Source organism: Ignavibacteriota bacterium, from assembly GCA_016218045.1.
GTDB lineage: Bacteria > Bacteroidota > Ignavibacteria > SZUA-365 > SZUA-365 > JACRFB01.
Window position 1 is genome coordinate 1 of record JACRFB010000040.1, and the last position, 20204, is coordinate 20204.

The 20204-nt window shown below is 60.5% G+C and carries 11 protein-coding genes; 2 read left to right on the top strand and 9 right to left on the bottom strand.

Going from position 1 to position 20204, the window contains the following annotated elements; translation table 11 throughout:
• Positions 1–391: 391 nt before the first annotated feature.
• Positions 392–1375, bottom strand: coding sequence for an MBL fold metallo-hydrolase (locus HY962_09810; GenBank protein ID MBI5647213.1), 984 nt, complete (start codon positions 1373–1375; stop codon positions 392–394).
• Positions 1376–1680: 305 nt separating this feature from the next.
• Between HY962_09810 and HY962_09815 the strand changes: the two genes are divergently transcribed.
• Positions 1681–4581 carry a pyruvate, phosphate dikinase gene (locus HY962_09815; protein MBI5647214.1) on the top strand — a complete coding sequence of 967 codons (2901 nt, stop codon included), beginning with the start codon at positions 1681–1683 and terminating at the stop codon, positions 4579–4581.
• Positions 4582–6750: 2169 nt separating this feature from the next.
• Here the strand turns inward: HY962_09815 and HY962_09820 are convergent.
• The 3 genes from HY962_09820 to HY962_09830 all read right to left on the bottom strand — a co-directional run bounded on the left by HY962_09820 (position 6751) and on the right by HY962_09830 (position 11735).
• On the bottom strand, positions 6751–8703 hold the full coding sequence (locus HY962_09820; protein MBI5647215.1) for a VWA domain-containing protein: 1953 nt from the start codon (positions 8701–8703) through the stop codon (positions 6751–6753).
• 6 nt (positions 8704–8709) lie between these two features.
• A complete protein-coding gene (locus HY962_09825) occupies positions 8710–11037 on the bottom strand; it encodes a hypothetical protein (protein MBI5647216.1) in 2328 nt (775 codons plus the stop codon).
• 170 nt (positions 11038–11207) lie between these two features.
• Positions 11208–11735 (bottom strand): hypothetical protein, encoded by a 528-nt coding sequence (locus HY962_09830; GenBank protein MBI5647217.1) that lies wholly within the window; start codon positions 11733–11735, stop codon positions 11208–11210.
• Positions 11736–11800: 65 nt separating this feature from the next.
• On the opposite strand from HY962_09830, the gene HY962_09835 reads away from it, so the two are divergent.
• On the top strand, positions 11801–13000 hold the full coding sequence (locus HY962_09835) for a hypothetical protein (GenBank protein ID MBI5647218.1): 1200 nt from the start codon (positions 11801–11803) through the stop codon (positions 12998–13000).
• Positions 13001–13273: 273 nt separating this feature from the next.
• Here HY962_09835 and HY962_09840 read toward each other — a convergent pair whose 3' ends face one another.
• The 5 genes from HY962_09840 to HY962_09860 all read right to left on the bottom strand — a co-directional run bounded on the left by HY962_09840 (position 13274) and on the right by HY962_09860 (position 20189).
• Positions 13274–14533, bottom strand: a complete 1260-nt coding sequence (locus HY962_09840; protein MBI5647219.1) for a metallophosphoesterase — start codon at positions 14531–14533, stop codon at positions 13274–13276.
• 84 nt (positions 14534–14617) lie between these two features.
• Positions 14618–15850: a hypothetical protein gene (locus HY962_09845; protein ID MBI5647220.1), complete on the bottom strand. Its 1233-nt coding sequence runs from the start codon at positions 15848–15850 to the stop codon at positions 14618–14620.
• Between the two features lie 559 nt (positions 15851–16409).
• Complete coding sequence (locus HY962_09850; GenBank protein ID MBI5647221.1) at positions 16410–16976, bottom strand: hypothetical protein; 567 nt, start codon at positions 16974–16976, stop codon at positions 16410–16412.
• A 463-nt stretch (positions 16977–17439) separates the two neighbouring features.
• A complete protein-coding gene (locus HY962_09855) occupies positions 17440–18003 on the bottom strand; it encodes a ribosomal protein L7/L12 (GenBank protein MBI5647222.1) in 564 nt (187 codons plus the stop codon).
• Between the two features lie 152 nt (positions 18004–18155).
• Positions 18156–20189, bottom strand: a complete 2034-nt coding sequence (locus HY962_09860) for a hypothetical protein (GenBank protein ID MBI5647223.1) — start codon at positions 20187–20189, stop codon at positions 18156–18158.
• Positions 20190–20204: the final 15 nt, after the last annotated feature.

The window sequence follows — 20204 nt, forward strand, 5'->3', positions numbered from 1 at the left end:
GCTTCTGCTACCACCAACGCGTCTCGATGCCGGAAACGACCACACCGAACCGATCACACGTGGAAAACCGATCACTGGAACATCCATAACGAAGCGATACACGAACGATTTTTCTGTCAACTTTTTTTAGGACGAGACAGGGAACTGGGGACTGGGAACTGGGGACTGGGAACTCGGAACTGGGGACTGGGAACTGGGGACTGGGAACTCGGAACTGGGGACTGGGAACTGGGGACTGGGAACTCGGAACTGGGGACTGGGAACTATCGAATCAACGTCTCGCTCGCTAGGTTCCCCTTTCCCCTTTCACCTTTCGCCTTTACCCGTTCACCGTTCCCCTTTCCCCGTTCACCGTTCACCGTTCACCGTTCCCCTTTACCTCTTTACGCCTTTACCCCTTCACGCCGTCGGCAAGAATGCCTTCCGCCGCCCAGGTGCCGCCGATGCCGGCAAGGGCGGGTTGTAGTCCGGCGGCGCGGGAGGCGGCGACAAAACGACGTATGGGTTCGCCGGTGGGCTCGTCGCTTTGGATAAAGGTGCCGCAATGGATGGGCATCACGGCGCGCGCGCCGAGATGTGCGGCCATCTCCACGGCCTGCTCGGGATTACAATGCGCGCCGATCCAGGGATCATAGGCGCCGACGGGCATGATGGCGAGGTCGATGGACAGCCCGCGCGTGCCCACGGATTTGAAGTACTCGTGCATCGCGGTGTCTCCGCCGAAAACGACGGAGCGGCCCTTGCGTGTCAGCAGGTAGGCATTGTAACTGCGTCCTTCGGGATTGCCGCGCGAGCGGTCCTGTTCCCACGGGAAACGCCAGCCGAAATGCCGCACACGCAGGGCTTCGATTTCGAGATCGCCCACATGGGTGCGGCCCCACCAGTCGAGTTCACGCACGGTGCGGAACTGCAGATCGTCGATCACATCGGCCGTGTTGCGCGCCATAATGACGGGGATGTCGGGGTCGAAACGCTCGAGCGTGGGAATATCGAGGTGATCCATGTGCGCGTGTGAAAGCAGGATAAGATCCGGTTTCGGGATCTTTTCAAATGGCAGCGCGGGATAGACAAGCCGTTTGGGTCCGATGGTCTGGCCCAGAATACGCACGCCGATACGGTCGGAAAAGACCGGATCGGTGATGATCCACATGCCGAAAAAATTGAGCAGCACGGTCGAATGGCCGATCCACGCGGCGGTGATGGTGTCGCTGCTCCATGTGGCCGGATCGGGCAGAAGCGGCGCGCGTCGTGTATCGGGCGAGGCGAAAATCATGTCCCACCGCGATCGTTTTACGGCGGGTTCGCCCGCAAATACGATGGACGGTACCAATGCGCCCGCGCCAAGTTGCGCGATGAATTTCCTACGTGAAGACATCAAGCATTTCAGTTTGTGAGTGACTCTATTTGAAACCGTACGATGTTCGGAAAAGTTCACCTACTCTGAAATGGAAATCGCCGGTAGTATGCCCCGTGTAGCCCCTTCCCACAATACAGGTCCGATCTCGTTTTCCGCCGAATCACGGCGGTCGCGGATTCGGATTCGGTATGTGAGAAATTCGTGAATTTTTGCTCACTTTTTGATTTCTCCGTATCTTTTAAAGCTGGAAAGATTTTACACAGACATTGCGAATAAAACAGACTACTATTTCCCCAATTTTATACGAGAAAGCGGAGTCCACGATGGCAAAAAGCAAAAAGGACAGCAAGCCCGCAGCCAAAAAGGCGAAGGCGGGAAAACCGGACAAAGCCGCAAAGGCGGGCAAGGTCGCCAAGGCCGAGAAGGGCGTGAAGCCGGGCAAGGCGTCGAAGGCGGAGAAGGGTGCAAAGCCGGGCAAGTCCGTGCGGTACGTGTACTATTTCGGCGGCGGACGCGCCGAGGGCAAGGCCGATATGAAGGGTCTGCTCGGAGGCAAGGGCGCCAATCTCGCCGAGATGGTGAACATCGGCTTGCCTGTGCCAGCGGGCTTCACCATCACCACCGAGGTGTGCACCTACTTCTACGCGCACGGGCGCAAGTACCCGGTGGAACTGAAGGCGCAGGTCGAGAAGTCGCTGCAGCGTGTCGAGAAGGAAATGGGCGCGAAGTTCGGCGATCCGAAGAATCCCCTGCTCGTCTCCGTCCGCTCCGGCGCGCGCGCGTCGATGCCGGGCATGATGGACACGATCCTCAATCTCGGACTCAACGACGTGACAGTGCAGGGCCTCATCGAGCGCTCGGGCAACGCGCGTTTTGCGTACGATTCATACCGCCGCTTCGTGCAGATGTACGGCGACGTGGTGCTGGATCTCAAGCCGAAGACCAAGGACGACATCGATCCCTTCGAGGAAATCCTTGAAGCGAAAAAACACGCGCGCGGCGCAACCGTCGACACCGATCTCACCGCCGACGATCTGAAGGAACTCGTGGCCGAGTTCAAGGAAGCGATCAAGCGCGAAACCGGACGCGACTTCCCCGACAATCCCTGGGAGCAGCTCTGGGGCGCCGTCGGCGCGGTGTTCACGTCGTGGATGAACGAGCGCGCCATCGTGTACCGCAAGCTCAACGGCATCCCCGAGGAATGGGGCACGGCGGTGAACGTGCAGTCGATGGTGTTCGGCAACATGGGCGAGGAATCGGGCACGGGCGTGGCCTTCACGCGCGACGCCGCCTCGGGCGAGAACTACTTCTACGGTGAATTCCTCATGAACGCGCAGGGCGAGGACGTGGTGGCGGGAACACGCACACCGCTTCCGATCGACCAGCTCGCCGACAAGGATCCGAAAGCGCTCAAGCAGCTCATGAACATCCGCAAAGTGCTCGAGAAGCACTACCGCGACATGATGGACATCGAGTTCACGATACAGAATCAGAATCTGTACATGCTGCAGTGCCGCGTCGGAAAACGCACCGCGTTTGCTGCCATCAAGATCGCCGTCGACATGGTGAAAGAGCGCCTGATCACGCCGGAAGAGGCGCTGCTGCGCATCGATCCCGACCAGCTCAACCAGCTCCTCCGCCCCATCTTCGATCTCACCGAAAAGCAGAAGGCGATCGCCGAGAACCGCCTGCTCGCAAAGGGTCTGAACGCCGGACCGGGCGCCGCCTCGGGCCGCGTGGTGTTCAACGCCGAGGACGCGGTCGATTACGCGGCGCGCGGCGAGCGCGTACTGCTGGTGCGCATCGAGACCTCGCCCGAGGACATCAAGGGCATGGACGCCAGCGAAGGCATCCTCACGGCGCGCGGCGGCATGACGTCGCACGCGGCACTGGTGGCGCGCCAGATGGGCAAGGTGTGCGTGGCCGGCTGCGGCACGCTGAAGATCGACTACAAGACGCGCGAAATGCGCATCGAAGGACGCGACGATGTGGTGCGTGAAGGCGACTTCCTCTCCATCGACGGATCGACCGGCGAAGTGCTGCTGGGCAACATCCCGACCCGTCCGAGCGAAGTGCTGCAGGTGCTCGTCGATCGCACACTCGATCCGAACGATGCGCCCGTGTACCAGATGTACGAGAAGATCATGAGCTGGGCCGACGCGGCGCGGCAGATCAACATCCGCACCAATGCCGATCAGCCCGATCAGTCCGCCAACGCGGTGGCTTTCGGCGCCGAGGGTATCGGTCTCTGCCGCACCGAACACATGTTCTTCGGCGAGGGCAAGATCGGTCCGATGCGCGAGATGATTCTGGCCGACACGATCGACGACCGCAAGGCGGCGCTCGCGAAGCTGCTGCCTCTGCAGCGCGAGGACTTCGAAGGTATCTTCCTGGCGATGGACGGCCGTCCGGTGACGGTGCGCACCATCGATCCACCGCTGCACGAATTCCTCCCGCACGACGAGGAAGGCCAGCGTCAGATCGCCGAGGTGATGGGTGTGTCGCCCGACAAGGTGCGCGAGCGTGTACACTCGCTGCACGAGTTCAATCCCATGCTCGGCTTCCGCGGCTGCCGTCTCGGCATCATCTACCCCGAGATCACCGAGATGCAGGCGCGCGCCATTTTCGAGGCGGCGGTGAACGTGATCAAGGCCGGGAAAAAGGCCTTCCCCGAGATCATGATTCCGCTGGTGGGCAATGTGAAGGAACTGGCCCTGCAGGAACAGATCGTGCGCCGCGTGGCGGGCGAGGTGATGCAGGAGTCCGGCGTGAAGTTCAAGTACCTCGTCGGCACCATGATCGAGATTCCGCGCGGCGCCGTCACGGCTGCGGAAATCGCGCAGGTGGCCGAGTTCTTCTCGTTCGGCACCAACGACCTGACACAGACCACACTCGGCATCAGCCGCGACGACGCGGGCCGCTTCCTCACGCCGTACGTCGCCATGGATATTTACGCGAAGGATCCTTTCGAGGCGATCGACCGCGACGGCGTCGGCTTCCTGATGAAACATGCGGTGAAACACGGCCGCGAGACGCGCGAGAACCTCAAGCTCGGCATCTGCGGCGAACACGGCGGCGAACCCTCGTCCGTCGAGTTCTGCCATCAGATCGGACTCGACTACGTGTCCTGCTCGCCCTTCCGTGTTCCGATCGCACGCCTCGCCGCCGCCCGCGCCGCGATTCAGTATCCGCGGAAGGAAAAGAAGACGAAGAAAAAGGCGTAAAGGCGTAAAGAGGTAAAGACGTAAAGCGCCGTGTCACCCTGAGCTTGTCGAAGGGCGACACGGCGCTTTCATTGTATCTCTCACCGTCCATGACGTAAAGGCGTAAAGGCGTAACGCGCCGTGTCACCCTGAGCTTGTCGAAGGGCGACACGGCGCTTTCAGTTGTTTCGACGTTCGCTGATATGTATTCTTGCTGCGACAGACGCGGGAGCGCCAATGAACATTGTGGGTGTGGTACGCTGTGTAGGTTTTATCCTTGTGATAGGCATCTCAACCGGGAGGTCGCAGCAGTGGGTGCCTGTCGCAATGCCGGATTCTCTTGACCAATTGCGCCTGACAGCGGATGAACTCAACCCATCACACATTGCACTGGGTCTGACCACGCCCAAGACAGTCTCAGGCGATGGATACTCCCACAGACGCCTCTGTCATTACACGTCCGACGATGGCGGATACTCCTGGCGTTTCGTTGATTCTACTTCGGTGAAGTTCGGTAGCGAAGGAGATCAAGGATGGGTTCAATTACTCGTGCGGGATTCGGTGACAGCGCGAATAACCGCGTGGTTTGGGTGGGAGCATATTTCGTATTCCGTTGACGCACGCGCCGGATCAGGAAAGTTCTCCGAGGTCTTGTATCCCGAAGACACGTACCCGATATCGGATCCCTTTTATATGAACGGCACACCCTGGCTGACCTTGGGCCATGATTCTGGATTGATAAACCTCATGGCCAGACAGCCCTGGACGTCGAGTTTCAGGGATACGACGTTGCGGACCGTGTACCTCAGTTTATTTGCGTCAGATAAAAAATTTCTGACGTGGAAACCTCTGGTAGAGGGATCCAATCCATCTTTGGCTTTGTGGACACGCAACGACCTGCGATGGACCCCCCGCTGGTTCTCAACCGATTTTGCCCTCGTTTCTTCGGCCACATCAGCCGGGATGTTCGCACTTCATACGTCGGAAGGGCTGTTCGTCACGCACGACTCATCGCGCACATGGACGTCTCCCGTGCGTGACAGGGATATCGCGGATATCGATTTTAGCTCATTCAGGACGCGGTGCGGTACTGCGAACAAACTGATTCTTCTGCATCCGCAGGATCAATTGCGCGCATACTGCATTTGGCCATGCAGTGATTCGAAGTCGTTCCTGCTCCGAAGTTTGGATGGTCTCCGGACCATGCAATCCGTCCTGACGTTGCGGCACCTGTATTCAATCGCCTCGCATACGAAACACGCAGACATCATCGCCGCGCTCGGTGACACCTTGTTCGTGTCACGCGACGGGGGGAAGCATTGGGCGGACACGATTGCCAACTTTCCCGACGGGTGGTTAACCGTTGGCACTTGGAATTACTGGATACACCTTGGCGGAGGCGTCGATTCGCCGATCGTGTATCTTTCGGACGGGCGGAAACTCTGGACGCGTCAACTTCCTCTGAGATCCGCTCAGTCTCCCGTTATTTTGCCGGACCATGTGCTGTTGACAACGCTTCCGCATCCTGTCGGGAGGAACCAGAACACCATGATAAATATCCACGGGATTCCTGATGAACACGTGAGCATACACGTGTATGATGCACTCGGGCGAATCAAGGGAGGCATGCGAGCGAGAACAGACGCCCACGGCGAGGCGAGAGTGACACTATCCCCGGCGGCACTCGGGCTGTCTCCGGGAGTGTATTGGATTTCCGCTGTTCAGAATTCGCTCAGGGGAAGAACGCGATTCCTCGTCGAATAGACCGGGCTCGTCACCACGCCTATAGACATGAAACAGTGTGAACCGTTTACGCGGACGGAAGAGATTCGACCGCAAGGCTTCGCGCGCTTTCACCAGCCGCGGCATCACGATCTCGGAGTGCTCTGATAAACGTACGGGGGAATCCGGGGAGCTATGTATATTTTCTCCGCGAAGCTCCCGCACCCTTCCTCGGGCGGTACTCCCTCGAGCGCGTGAACGAGGAGGATCGATTTATCCTTGCAAATCGGGAATGTGCTTCCCGCATTTGCATGGATAATATCGCTGAATATATTCCCTTTGCTCCTGCAGGGCCTGGCTGAATCACCGGCGGTTTGTCCGTTGGGACCCGGGCAGGCGCTTCGTGATCGCGTGGGCGGCGGGACATAGGATCGCTGCATCCGAATTTCCTACACCCGTGGAATCGTGTCACGGGAGAATGGTGACGACGCGGCTCGTTGTTGTTTTGCCCGCGCGCAGCACGGCGATATATACTCCCGGCGTCAGATCCGCGACCGGAATTTGCAGGACTGCGGATCCGTCGACCGGCGCGAGTGCCTCCTCGAAACGCGGCACTCCGTCAGTGCCGACAAGTGAAACTATACAATGGGAAACATCGGCGTCGGTCCGCAGCGCAATAGTAAGCACGTCACGCGCGGGATTGGGATACGCGGTGATTCCCGGACCGCCGCGACGGGCGAGGAGGGATTCGCAGTAGCCGTCGATATATACAACAGCGGAATCCCCCGGCAGATGTGTACAACAAGAGCCGTACAGGACGAGGTCCGATACACTGAGACGCGCGGCCCGCGACTGTGCCTGCGGGCGCGCGGTAAACAGCAGCGTGGGACGTTCGCCACGCCCGGGGTGAATCACAAGGGCAACGTCCTCCCCGTCGAGCTGTTCGAAGGCGCAGCCCTCCACCCCTGCGAAGCGCAGCAGCCCGTCGTCGAAGCGCGTTGTGAGGCGAAGCAGGGAGGGCGGTGTGTCGGGGAGCGCCGGCAGATCGAGCGGCAGCCGCGCCACATCGCCAGCCGACACCGACAGCATAGTATCCAAGCGGAAAACGAGCGTGTCCGCACACTGACAGACCTCGATCGTGTCGTATCCGACGGACACAACATTCGGGCAGCCCGCGGAGAGTTCCATACTGTCTAGAACAAGCGCAACGGGCCGGCTGCTGTCGGCCGCGAGCGCGCGGAACGCCACACCGACCAGATTTCCCGACGGCAGACCGGGTGTTATTACATCGGCATCGAAGCGAAGCACCCCTGGTCGCAACACACGCAGACCCACCGACGCGTTTTGCGACACCGTGCCCACGGTTATGGGAAGAACGGGATTGACCTGCAGCAGCCGAGGATCGTGACGAAGAAGGACGCTGTAGCTGAGCCGCAGGCCCGTATGCAATGGCTGCGAGAGCGCGAGGTACACAATCGCCGTCTGCCCCGCAGCCACGCGGCGCGGTGCCACCACCCGCACGGCCAGCGAATCGCTCCGGAACGGCGAGGCGTACATCGTGTCGGCACGCGCCGTCTCGGCTCCCACGCCGGCCTCGAGCGTCAACAGGCGCAGACTGTCGGTGCACCCGTCGCTATCGTATTCGATATCGCAGAGCTGCGACACAAGGTCGCCGGCGATGTCGTGGAAGATCGGCGTCATTTCGGCCGGGGAGAAGATGCGGTAGTACACTCCGCCTGTTCCGCGTGCGATATCCGAAAGGATGCGGTCGCTGAGTTTCGTATTGCCGTAGCCGATCGTGTACACACGTATGCCGGCGGACCGCGCAAGCGGAACGAGTTCGTCCGACGCCACACCCGATCCGTTGTCGAGGCCGTCGGTGAGGGCGATGCAGAACTTCCGTCCCGGCGGCAATGCGGCGAGATCCGTGATCGCGAGTTTCATCGTGCGGTAGAGCGGCGTACCTCCTGCGGTTCCAAGACCCCGCACGGCTGCATGCAACAGCGCGGTGTCGCTGGTGAAGGGCAGCACCTGTTCGCCGCCGTTCGTGAAACGGTAGAGTGATGCGAGGTGGCCAGGGCGCAGTGAATCGATAACCGCATGTGCACCGCGGCGCGCGCTGTCGAATGGTGATCCTCCCATGGATCCCGAATTGTCGAGTACCAACGCCACGGCCGTTATGCCCGCGCTATCGGGGCAGCTAGAGGCCGGCGTAATACGCCGCCCGTTTTCCGTAAGAACAAACGACGCTCCCGCCGCGTTGCCGACCGGTGCGCCGCCACGGTGAAGTGCCACTTTCAGGCGTATGCGCGGGAGGTCGGACGCGTCGATGCTCCGAATGTCGAGCGCGAGCGGCTGCGCATGCACAACGGCGCAGGAAACGATCAGGAGCAGAAGGAAATGACGGGAGCCCGGTCGCATACAGTGTCACCGCACGATGATGGTTCTCGCCCGCGCACGCGACCGCGACGCGAGCGAAAGAATATACACCCCCGCCGGCACATCGACATTCCACCGCACGGTGCCGCGGTCTGCACGTTCACCGTCGTGCAGCACAGACACAAGGCGCCCAAGCAGGTCACGCAACTCCAGGCGCAACGCGCCCGCGTCATTCCGCAGCCGCACGTGCAGCACGTCGTTCGGTGCAGCCGGTTGTGGATAGACTTCGGCGATATCCGCAGTGGATGGAACCGCGGGCGGAAGTTCTGTCCAGTTTACACCGCCGTTGGTGGTGCGGTAGACGGCCGCCGGAGTGAAGAGCCAGGTGTGATTCCGGTCCAGCGAATGAAAAAGTTTAATTGAATTGTCGACCTGCGTCCCCCTGGTGGATCTGATTTCCCATGCAGGTCTGTACCGCGTCTTCCAGCCATCAACAGTCATTGTCAACGAGTCAGCGCAGATTCCATTCACGGACGTGAAATTCATGGGTGTAAGCATACCTGTGCCATCGCCGTGCATTGTCATGCTCGGGACAACCGATCGGAAGGACGGGTCCATATCGTAGACTTGCCAGGTGGTACCGCCATCGGGCGTCACATGCATGCGGCATGAGGTGGAGCAGGCCATGCGCGCGATGGAGTCTTCACCCAGGGGAAATAGGCGTCGAATCGTTCTCTGGGGATCCAGATTTTGTGTTGACTGCCGTATCGACCACGTAATCCCATCGTCGGTCGAGCGATATATCCGTCGTTGGGTGGCGATCCACATGTGCGTGTTCCCATTCGTGACGACTGCCCCGGGAGCGGAGTCTCCCCCGCTCGTATCGAACACTCCAGTTGTGTAGGACCATGTCAGGCCGCCGTCTCCCGTACGGAGAAGCCCGCCCTCGTAGGTCGGCAGTATGATGATATTCCGCCCTCGGTGAAACGTTCCGGTCGCCAGTATGGTGATATCCTTCCCGCCGATGATCGGCCAATTGAGCACCGGAATCCAGCTCACACCACCATCCGTGCTTCGGTACACCGTTCGCACCGTGTCGTCTCTTCCCCTCCGTTCGTCGACGATCCAACCGTGCGTCGCATCGGCAAAAAACATCATGGCAACCGTCACTGAATCCGGAAGCGCAAGAACCGACCATGAGGAGCCGCCATCAGTTGTTTTCAGGATCGAAGGCGTCCAAGCCGCATCCAGAGCAGCCCCCACCAAAAAACCATTCATTGCGTCGGGAAACCATGCTTTCTGGGGTTGGAGCACGGGCGCATCACGCTGCCACGTCCACGTGAGTCCGGCGTCGGTGCTTCGGCGAAGCTGCCCGAAGTTCGTTCCGAACAGAAGTGAGTCACGGCCAGCGAGACACACTGTCGCGCGGATATCGAGCTGCGAACCTTCCAGAACACGCACCCAATGAATACCGTAGTCCTCACTCCGGTGGACCGCGCCACGTGCATCGACAGCGTACCCGCGCCCCCCATCATCGAATGCGATTGCCCGCACGGTTCCCTGTATTCGCGCTCCCCGCCGCCACGTACGCCCGAGATCCGTGGTGGAAACGGCCACATTGCCCTGGTCGATAAAGACGAAGACAGAATCACCACACCAGGAGACAGGGGGACGGGGGACTCCCTCCAGTCCGTAGCGGATATCCGTGGCTTCGGCAACCGGCATCCACGTGGCACCTGCATCCGTGGTCTGATACATCCACCCTGTGTGACCGTCGTAGTGCATGACGATTCCCGTGGCGCTATCGCGGAACACGGCGGCAGGCCGCCACCAATTCGTCGCGCTGTGTGCCCATTGCCGTGGTAGCGGAATACGCATCCATGTCGCTGCAGCGTCCACGGATCGAAACAACACGAGGGAGTCGCAATTGAGGAGGAGAAACAGGGCTTTACCGTCCCCGGACATATCCGCGGACGTACAACCCTGCCAGTTGTGGTGGAACCGAATACTCCACCACTCATCGGACGATGGATCGTATCGAAGCAGGAGTTTCGAACCCGCGCTGTCCGCTTTCTCCCCTGTTGGGAACGATCCCGCAGGAAGGCCCCACATGCTTCCCGCATGCTCAACGAGACGGATAAGGTCGTACATTTTTTCCGGTCCACGTTGTTCTTTCCAGGTGGTGCCGGCATCCGTGCTCGTGAGGTGCCCTGCATTTGACGTTGTGAGGTGCATTTGGCCGTCATGGGTGATCATGATGTCGAGGATGTCGTCCATACGCCACGATGGAGAGACACGCTCGAATGACTGCGCGGAGGCACAGCGGGCAAGGCAGTGCTGTAAAAGCACAAGAAAAACTATCAATCGGTATCGCATGAGCATTTCCTCGGAAAGGAGTGTTTCATTCCCGAAATCGACGGTTCTGTTTCCCAACCGCCGCCCGCTGCGGCATGAAAACCGGCCTGCAAGACGCAAGGAAAAATAAGACATTTTGTCACGAGAAAGGTGAAAATCGCGGAAAATAATCCTTCATACTGCGATAGTGATTAATCGCCTCGCAAGGGCACCAGGCCGCCTACGAGGTTGCGGCAGATCCACGAGGGGTTGCTGGACAGCAATTGTCGTTTTCCATGCATATATGCCACTTTCGCTGAAATAACGGCGATTTGCACCGAAAAAATGTCGTTTTCACGCGTTGCAATGGCGTTTTCACGCGTTGCAATGGCGTTTTCACGCGGTGCAATGAGGTTTTCACGCGTTGCAATGGCGTTTTCACGCGGCGCAATGACGTTTTCACGCGGCGCAATGACGTTTTCACGTGTTGCAATGACGTTTTCACGCGGCGCAATGACTTTTTCACGCGGCGCAATGACTTTTTCACGCGGCGCAATGACGTTTTCACGCGGTGCAATGACGTTTTCACGCGCCGCAATGACGTTTTCACGCGGTGCAATGACGTTTTCACGTGGTGCAATGTCGTTTTCACGTGGTGCAATGTCGTTTTCACGCGGCGCAATGGCCGTTTGCGCGTAAAAAAAACGTTGTACCACGACGGTTTCCTTGCCATTTTTCACGGATGAAAACAACACCAGCGATTCTGACCGAGCTGCGGCAACGTGCTATCGACACTGGAGCGATAATGGACTCGTTCCTCGACCGCGTGTGTATTCCGCTCGCCGTCGAGCGGTATTCTCTCGAAGCAGAACTCGTGCGCCGGCTGAAACCCGCCGCGAACGCTCTTCGTGACATGCCGGAATCGTGGTTTAACTGGATCGCCCCGCAGTATTTCGCGCATACATTGTTCCGGAAAAACGGGCGTGCGAAAGATCACCTTGCGGCACTGGTGAAGCGGGGCTGTAGTGACGACGAGAAGTCGTTCGTACACCAGCGCATCGAGCGACCCTGGCGATTTGTGTTCTGCACACTCGACAGATCCGTGGGGCACGACTGCCACGTCATGACCGACATGATCGAGGGCGAATCCTTCCTTCTGTACTCCCCCGCCCTCGGCCGCACCCTGAAGGATATCCCCGACATTCGCGCATTCCTGCTTCTCCTCGACGATTTGGACATCGGGTATCAGACCTACGGCCCGATTATGTACTTTGTCGGCCTGCAGACCTGGGATATACACTATCTCGCGCGCCTCATCGACCCGAAGGCCTCGACCCCGGCGTCAACCGCCGCTGTGATCGACGCGAATCCCGTTCCATTCATGGCTCTCGCGCGCGGCGCGATGTATCCCATTGTCGTGCACAAACAGGATCCTCTCGTCCATTGTATATGTTCAGTGGCGATGAGTGCCTTCGACCCGGAACCGTTCGCAGGCGTTTTCACCATCGAGAAGAAGGGATCGGTCACACGCCTTGAGCTTACGCGTATGTCCGGGCATCCGCATTTTGCGCGGATCTACCATGATGCGGACAAACACCGGGTCGAGATTCACGCGGCAACAATGCGGGGATGGAATGCGCTGGTGAAACATCTGACGGCCGCGGGGTATAATATTCCACCCGATGCGGTACGTACTGTCTCGTTCGGCTTTCGTGAACTCATCCACGACCTGCTGGGGAAGAAAACACCGAAGGATTCGTACGAAGCCCTCTTCAGCCCGCCTCCGCCGACCGCCGCACAGAATCTCGAGATCGAAAAAATACATGATCTCTTTGACGAATTCCTCGTGGAATTGTCGCGCGGTGTGCGGCCGGACATCGACGCTCTCGCGGCGCGATACGGTGTCGATCCCGCGGTTGTCGCCGAGGTTGCGCGTACGCTCGATTCCTTGCACGCATCGAGAGAGTGGCCACCGAAGCGGCGGCCGTACAGCCGGAGACGGTAGCTGCGAGACGGGGCAGTGGTATTCGGTGAGTGCGTGACACGTATCCACGTGACACGTATCAACGTGACATGTATCAATGTGGAATGTAGCAAAGTGGGAAGGCGGTTGTGGCTTTTACTTTGCCACTTTTCACTTTCCACTTCGTCGCGCTTCGACAAGCTCAGCGTGACACTGTGTAGCTGTTCCGCAGTGTCGTCGCGCTTCGACAAGCTCAGCGTGACACTGTGTCTACCTATCTACTATCTACCATCTACTTATCTACCTTCCACAACTCTACGCTGTGAGTGACCGCACCAACCGCAGCACCGTAATCTCCGAACGCGCGGCGATACGCACGGGGGGACCCCAGTAGCCGGTGCCGCGGGAGACGTAGACCCAGGTGTTGTCGTGTTTGTTAAGGCCGGTGAGATAGGGCTGGCCGATGGGCGCGAGGAGATTCCAGGGGAAGAACTGTCCGCCGTGCGTGTGACCGGAGAGCTGCAGATCAAAGCCGTGCGGCAGGGCGTTGTACAAACTGCGCGGCTGATGCGCGAGCAGTATCCGTGTATCGGCCGCAGGAGCGCCTGCCACGGCGCGCGCGGCGTCGGATTCATGCTCGGGTGAAAAGCGTCCGCCGCTGTAATCCGTGACACCCGCGACGAGCAGGCGTCCACTCCCCTTCTCGACGAGCTGATGGCCGTTGACGAGCACACTGTAGCCGATGCGGTCGGCCTCCTCGATCCACTGTTCGTGGCCCGAGTAATACTCGTGATTCCCGGTGACGAAGAATCGTCCGTGCGGGGCGCGTATCCGCCCCAGCGGCGCGACGTCGTTGCGCAAGTGCCGCACGCTGCCATCGGCCAGATCGCCCGTGATCACAAGCATGTCGCCGCGCAATTCATCCGCCATGCCGGCGATCGTTTCCACAAAATCCTGTTTCACCGTGAGGCCGACATGGATATCACTCAGTTGCACGATGCGGAAACCCTCGAGATCCGGCGGCAGATGTGTGATCGGCACATCCACCTCCACCACCGCCGGCCGGCGCCGCGCCTCATACACGCCGTAGGCGGTCATGGTCGAGGCCACACCCAGTATGCCCGCGTTCATCACATTCACGAGCAGCAGGCGGCGCTTTTCATCCACGGGCGGATCGACCGCGCGGGCGGACTCGCGGGACGGATCGGCGGACGCTTCCGCCGTCACCTGCTTGGCAGTTCCAAGACGCCGCAGCATCGACACGATGTTCTTCCCCAAACGGACGATCATCCAAACGATATCGCGCAGCAGCACAAACGTAAAGACCGACGAGAGCAGGCCGAGTCCGACATAGGCCACCCACACAAGCGGACCGAGCATCTGTTCCGCGCCCGACCGCTGAAGAATGCTCGTCGTCACGGGTATGACGAGCAGCGCGGCGAGAGCGACACGCGCCGTCCACTTCCATCTCTTCGAAAGCCGCGCTGGTTTGATAAGCCGCCACGACAGGTAGGAATATCCGCCGAAGAGCACGGCGGAAACCATCACAAACCAAATCACCATCTGAATCTGCATGCCACGTTTCTTTCTCGGTTCCACATGAACCCGCGCGTCAGTGCCGCGGGTGTCATACTCAAACGGCTGCGGGGCCGGATTGGTTCACCCCGCGATACGATCCGCCTCCTCGCGGGCGATGCGGCACCAGCGAGCGGCATTCGCGGGATTGCCGCCGAGCGTGTGATTGTCCTTCATGATGATCTCGACCACACAGCCGCGCGTTTTTTCGAGCGAGGAGCGCAGGTCGCGGCGAATCGCCGCTTCGTCGATGTCGGGCAGCGCGAGCACGGCCGGATTCGGTTTCAGCGAGAAGATGTGGCGGTCGCCGAGCAGCGCCGCCATCCGTTCGACATCGATCCACGGCGAGCACGAAACACGCCGCAGGTTGTTATGCCGCGACACGGCCGTCCACCGCGAGTGCAGCGGCTCGCAGCAGCCGTAGCAGTTGAGGCCGAAGCGGTCGAGCACGGGTTTTTCGGCCGGGAACACAAACTCCTCGTACATCTCCGGCGACACACCCACGGTCTCCTGGCTTTCCGCAAATCCCCACATGTCGGCACAGCGCACACGACCCGCGAAATCGGGCGCGGGGAGTTCCGTTGTGTAGCCGAAACCGCCCGAACCCACGTACGTGCCGTCGTTGTTGGACGCGAGCAGGCCGTGTTGTTCGAGCCAATCGAGTTTCTTCAGATGCGCATCGGAGATGAAGGTGAAGAGCGCCCGCAGGTTCTCGGGTTGATCGAGGAAGTCCATGAGCACGTTAGTAAGTCCGCGCAGCAGCACGGCAGGGAGCGTGATGCCGAGCGACCACCACCAGGTGCCGCGCTGTTCGACACGCAGAATGCCGTCGAACACGTGCTGCGCGACGTCGAGGCAGCCGCGCGAGGTGTCGTGATCGATGTCGGGCAGCGGAGCGACGAGGCGCGGGAGGTCGCGGTCGTAGTCCTGCACCGGACCGTCCCAGCTCTGCGCGCCGTCGCGCTGTTCCGGTTTATGGTAGCGCGTCGGGAGGCCCCAATCGTCCTCGCGCACCGTGTACGGCACAACGAACACATCGTCGACCGGCTTGTCGTCGCCCATCACCGTGCCCCAGAAAATCTCCTTGCGCAGATCCATCTCCCAGCGCCGCGCGAGCGCGCCCGTGCAGCGCATCTGCGTTTCGGTGATGATTTCGTTCCATCCGTTTTCAGGATCGCAGAACACCGGCGGGCGCACGTGTTCGAGGGCGTTCACGCCGCGCCACAGCCGCCGCCGCTCCTCCATCGCCTCACTCGCCGCGATTGTGGCCACCTGTTCCGCCAGCACGCGCAGCACATCCGCGTCGGCCGTACACATGGCGACATCATCGGCGGTAAACCCCGTGGTGATTTTCCCAAGCGCGGTCTGGTCGAGACCGGTTGTGGGTCCATGGCCGTAGTGGGCGATAGTTGACATCGGACGGAGTTGGGATCTGGGAAAGGAGATAGGATTTAGGAGCTAGGAGCTAGTAGAGGAACTGGGAGTAGGGACGAGGGAGTAGGGACGGGGGACGAGGGACGGGGGACGAGGGACGGGGGACGAGGGACGAGGGACGGGGGACGAGGGACGGGGGACGGGGGAATCAGCGGCCGAAGGCCGCAAAAAATAACCTCCGTTCCCTCCGTTCCTCCTGTGTTCGTTTTTCCGATACATTACACACAAAGACCCGCAACAAAGGACGGTGCCATCAGCGGCCGAAGGCCGCAAAAAAAAACCTCCGTTCCCTCCGTTCCTCCTGTGTTCTTTTTTTTCGTTACACCACGCACAAACACCGCATCGAAGGATAATCAATCAGCGGCCGAAGGCCGGAAAAAAAACCTCCGTTACCTCCGTTCCTCCTGTGTTCTTTTTTTCCGCAACAACTTTGTGATGTTGCCTATGCTCGACTGGTTTCAGGGACGAGTTTCGCGACGAGCAGGGCGCCGACGATGGCGCCGACGAATTGATCGATGCCGTCGGCGATGAAGTAGGCCGTCGGGAACGAGTACCAGTTCCACTGGCTGAGACTGATCGACACCCAGCCGAAGAGTCCGAGCAGCGAGAGCAGCAGCACGCGTTTCATGTACGCACCGGAGAGCCGCGCGGCGATGAGGGCCATGAACAGCGCGGCGAGGATGGTGCTGACGAACTCGGTCACGAGCATCATCGGCGGCATCGGTTCGCCGCCGACGGGTTTGTATATTAAAAGACCCGCGGGTCCGGTTTTATGTTTCTGCGTCCACGCCGCCTCCTGTTCCGGCGTCATTTTCTCGCCCAAATCGAAGCCGGGGAAATAATACATGCCGGGTTCGGGCACATTGTTTCTCAGTGCCTCTATCACGGGATCCTCGTTCGGCATCGACCGCACGCCCATTTCGGCAGTGGGCAGCAGCATATGGTTGACACTCGTCCAGACAAACATCACCAGGCCGCCGAGCAGCGCGGCAAGCAGAATGCGTTTCATAACGGCTCCTTGTTTCGATGGATAGTGAGTGGCAAATAATACGAAGAAAATCGAAACCGAGCGCGGAATATGGACGAGGGACGAGGGACGGGGGACGGGGGACGAGGGACGGGGGACGAGGGACGAGGGACGAGGGACGGGGGACGAGGGACGAGGGACGGGGGACGGGGGACGGGGGAGTAGGGACGGGGGAATCAGCGGCCGAAGGCCGCAAAAAAAACCTCCGCTACCTCCGTTCCTCCTGTGTTCTTTTTTCGTTACACCACACGCAAGCACCATAACGAAGGATAACACCATCTGCGGCCGAAGGCCGCAAAAAATAACCTCCGTTCCCTCCGTTCCTCCTGTGTTCTTTTTTTCCTATACACCACACACAAGCACCGCAGCGCGACACGGGGGCGTCAGCGGCCGAAGGCCGCAAAAAATAACCTCCGTTCCCTCCGTTCCTCCTGTGTTCTTTTTTTTACAGCATAAACACCAGCACCGCGCCGAGAAGGATCAGCGCGAGCAGCACGCCGAAGAGCATGAAGCGCGGACCGCCACTTCCCTCCTGGATCGGCGAGTCGGCTTCCATCTGCCGCGGAGACTGGCGCGTCGCGGGTTTGGAGGCGGTGCTGCGCGACATGCCGGACCGTGCGGGCGCCGAGGTGTCGTTGAAGGATGCGGACTCGTGCTGTCGGCGGTAGTTATCCACGGCATCCTTTGCCGCCTTCAGGTCCACACCCGAAAACTTGCGCAGCAGTTTGATGGCCTCTATCAGTTCGCCGCGCTGCAGGGCCATGATGGCTTCACGCGGAAGCTCAGGGAATCCGGCGGGGAAATCCGGCCGTGCCGCCGATTGCGCGGGCATCACCTTCGCAGGATCGACAGGGGTGATGAGGCCGCGGCTCTCGTACATCTCCACCGCGTCCTTCGCCTCCTTCAGCCCGCAGCGATTCGCCTCGCGCACAATCTTTATCGCCTCGATTTTTTGTCCGTACCGCAATGCCTCGATGGCCGCGGGCGGCAACGTAAGCTGGACACTCATGGGGATCTCTGCTGGTAGATGGGTAGATCGGTAGTGTAGCAAAGTAGAAAGGTAGCAAAGTAAAAGACGCCGTGAACCACTTTGCTACATTGCTACTTTGCCACTTGTAACGTAAAACGTGTAACGTGGATACGTGTAACGTGTAACGTTTTTTACCGCCGTCCGGCTTTTTCGAGGCAGCGCGCGCCTTCGCCGCCGGCGGCTATGGCTGCGACGGAGTAGAAGTACCGGCCGCCGCGGGCTGTGTAGGTGTCGAGGTACTCGGTGTCGGCCTTCGAGATGGATGCGATCCATTGCGGTTCGTCGTCGGACGGTCCGCGCCGGTATATCGCAAATCCCGTATGTGTCGGATGTTCGACGGGATTCCAGCGCAGGAGTACGCCTCGTTCGGTGGACCGTGTCGAAAGTCCCTCAGGCGCGGGCACGGGCGGCCACGGCATTTTAATCGAGGAGGGACGCGAGCGCCGACCCTCGATGCCCTCGGCGTTCACAGTGCTCACCGCATACTGATAGGCGCGTCCCGCCACCACGTTCGAGTCGTCGGTGGGCGGCACGTCGCTGATCTTGAGCAGCACAAAGGCGGTGTCGACCTCGACTGCGGGCGTCGCGGATTTCTGCTTCGGCACGGGGAGCGCGCGCTGCCGGCGGTACAGCCGGTAATGTTTGATCAATGGATCGACACATGTCATGTCGGTCCACGTCAGCCGCACGCGGCTGCCCATGGGCATGGCGCTGATGCCGAGCGGAGCGGGCGGCGCCTTGGGCCGCGCGGGCCGCGCGAAGGTGTTCGCGCTGGGTTCGCTCTCGAGCTGCGACGTGTTCACCGCGCGCACACAATACGTGTAGGTGAAACGGCCGTCGAGACTGGCCGCCGTGTCGAGATAAGTCGCCTCCTTTAGTGCCGGTGAAACCTGCACGAGTGAATCGCCCGGACCGTTGGCGCGATACACGAAGTACGCGAAGAGATCACCCTCGGGCACTGCGTCCCAGCGCAAACGGATGTGCCGGCCCTCGGTCGCGGCTGCGAGTCCGGTGGGTGCAAGCGGGGGCAGCACCGACATGTGCGAGGCCGAGGCCTGCGTACCACCGGCGTGTTTCACTCCACGTGTCGTGAGCACACCGAGCCGGTAGTAATACGTCGCGCCCGGCACGACGGCGCCGTCGACAAACACGACCGCGTCGCGGCCCAGCGTGTCGATCACCTCAAACTCGATCGACGGTTTCAGCGAACGTTCGAGCACGATGCCCGTGATGTGTCCCCCAGCGGGCAGCGGCGTCCAGGTGAGCAGAATGCCCGCGCTGCTGTCGCGCGCCGAAAGTCCCTGCACGACGGGCAGACGCAGCCAGTCGACGGTGAAACCGAGCAGCGTGTCGGACGAGGGTCCGGCATTCCCCACAAGGTCGAGCGGCTGCAGAAACGCGCGCACGCGGCTGCCGGGCGCGGCGGGTACCCGCATGCGGAAAAAGAGCGTGTCGTTCACACGGCTGCCGAGGAATTCGAGAGGCCGCGGAAGAAAGTCGCCGCCGTCGATTTCGGTGTACATCACCGCGCGCTGCGTTTCGCCCGCAAGCGCAGCGGGCACGGCCCAGACAAAGGACACTGCGCTGTCGCGCTCGACCGGAGCGGCCGCTGCGCGGAATACGGGGAGCGAGGCGGGCTTGCCCGTCTCGATTTTTCCCACCGGACCGTCACTCTCGACCGCGCCGTTGCGTATCGCGAGCAGTTTGTACCAGAAGCTGCGCCCGCGCGTTTTCGCCTCGGCACTCTCGTCGCGCCAGGCGGCGCCCATGGCGCGCAGGAAATTCACGTCGACGGCAAGGAGCCCGTACTCGTCGAGCGCGGGCCGCGCCTTCAACAGCGCGAGCAGATCGTCGTCGCTACGCTGCTGTTTCATCGCGCGAAGCGCGTCCACAACGGCGTCGCCCGCGATGGCGCGGAACTCCCGCGGCGTGGCGGCCAGCGCCGCGCGGCCGACTTCGGAGAAGGGCCCGTCTTTCGACGCGGCACGGTGGATGACAAAACCCTGCACGGGTCCCTCGATGCCCGGTCCGATGGCCCTGTCGCCGAGAAACACCACGACACCTTCGGGCGACCAGCGGAGATTCTCGAGTGACTGCGCGCGGCTCTGCGTAGTGATGCCGGCTGCGACGGCAAGCGTCAGGAGAAGTGCGAATTGTCGAATCATGATGTGAGTGCTTCG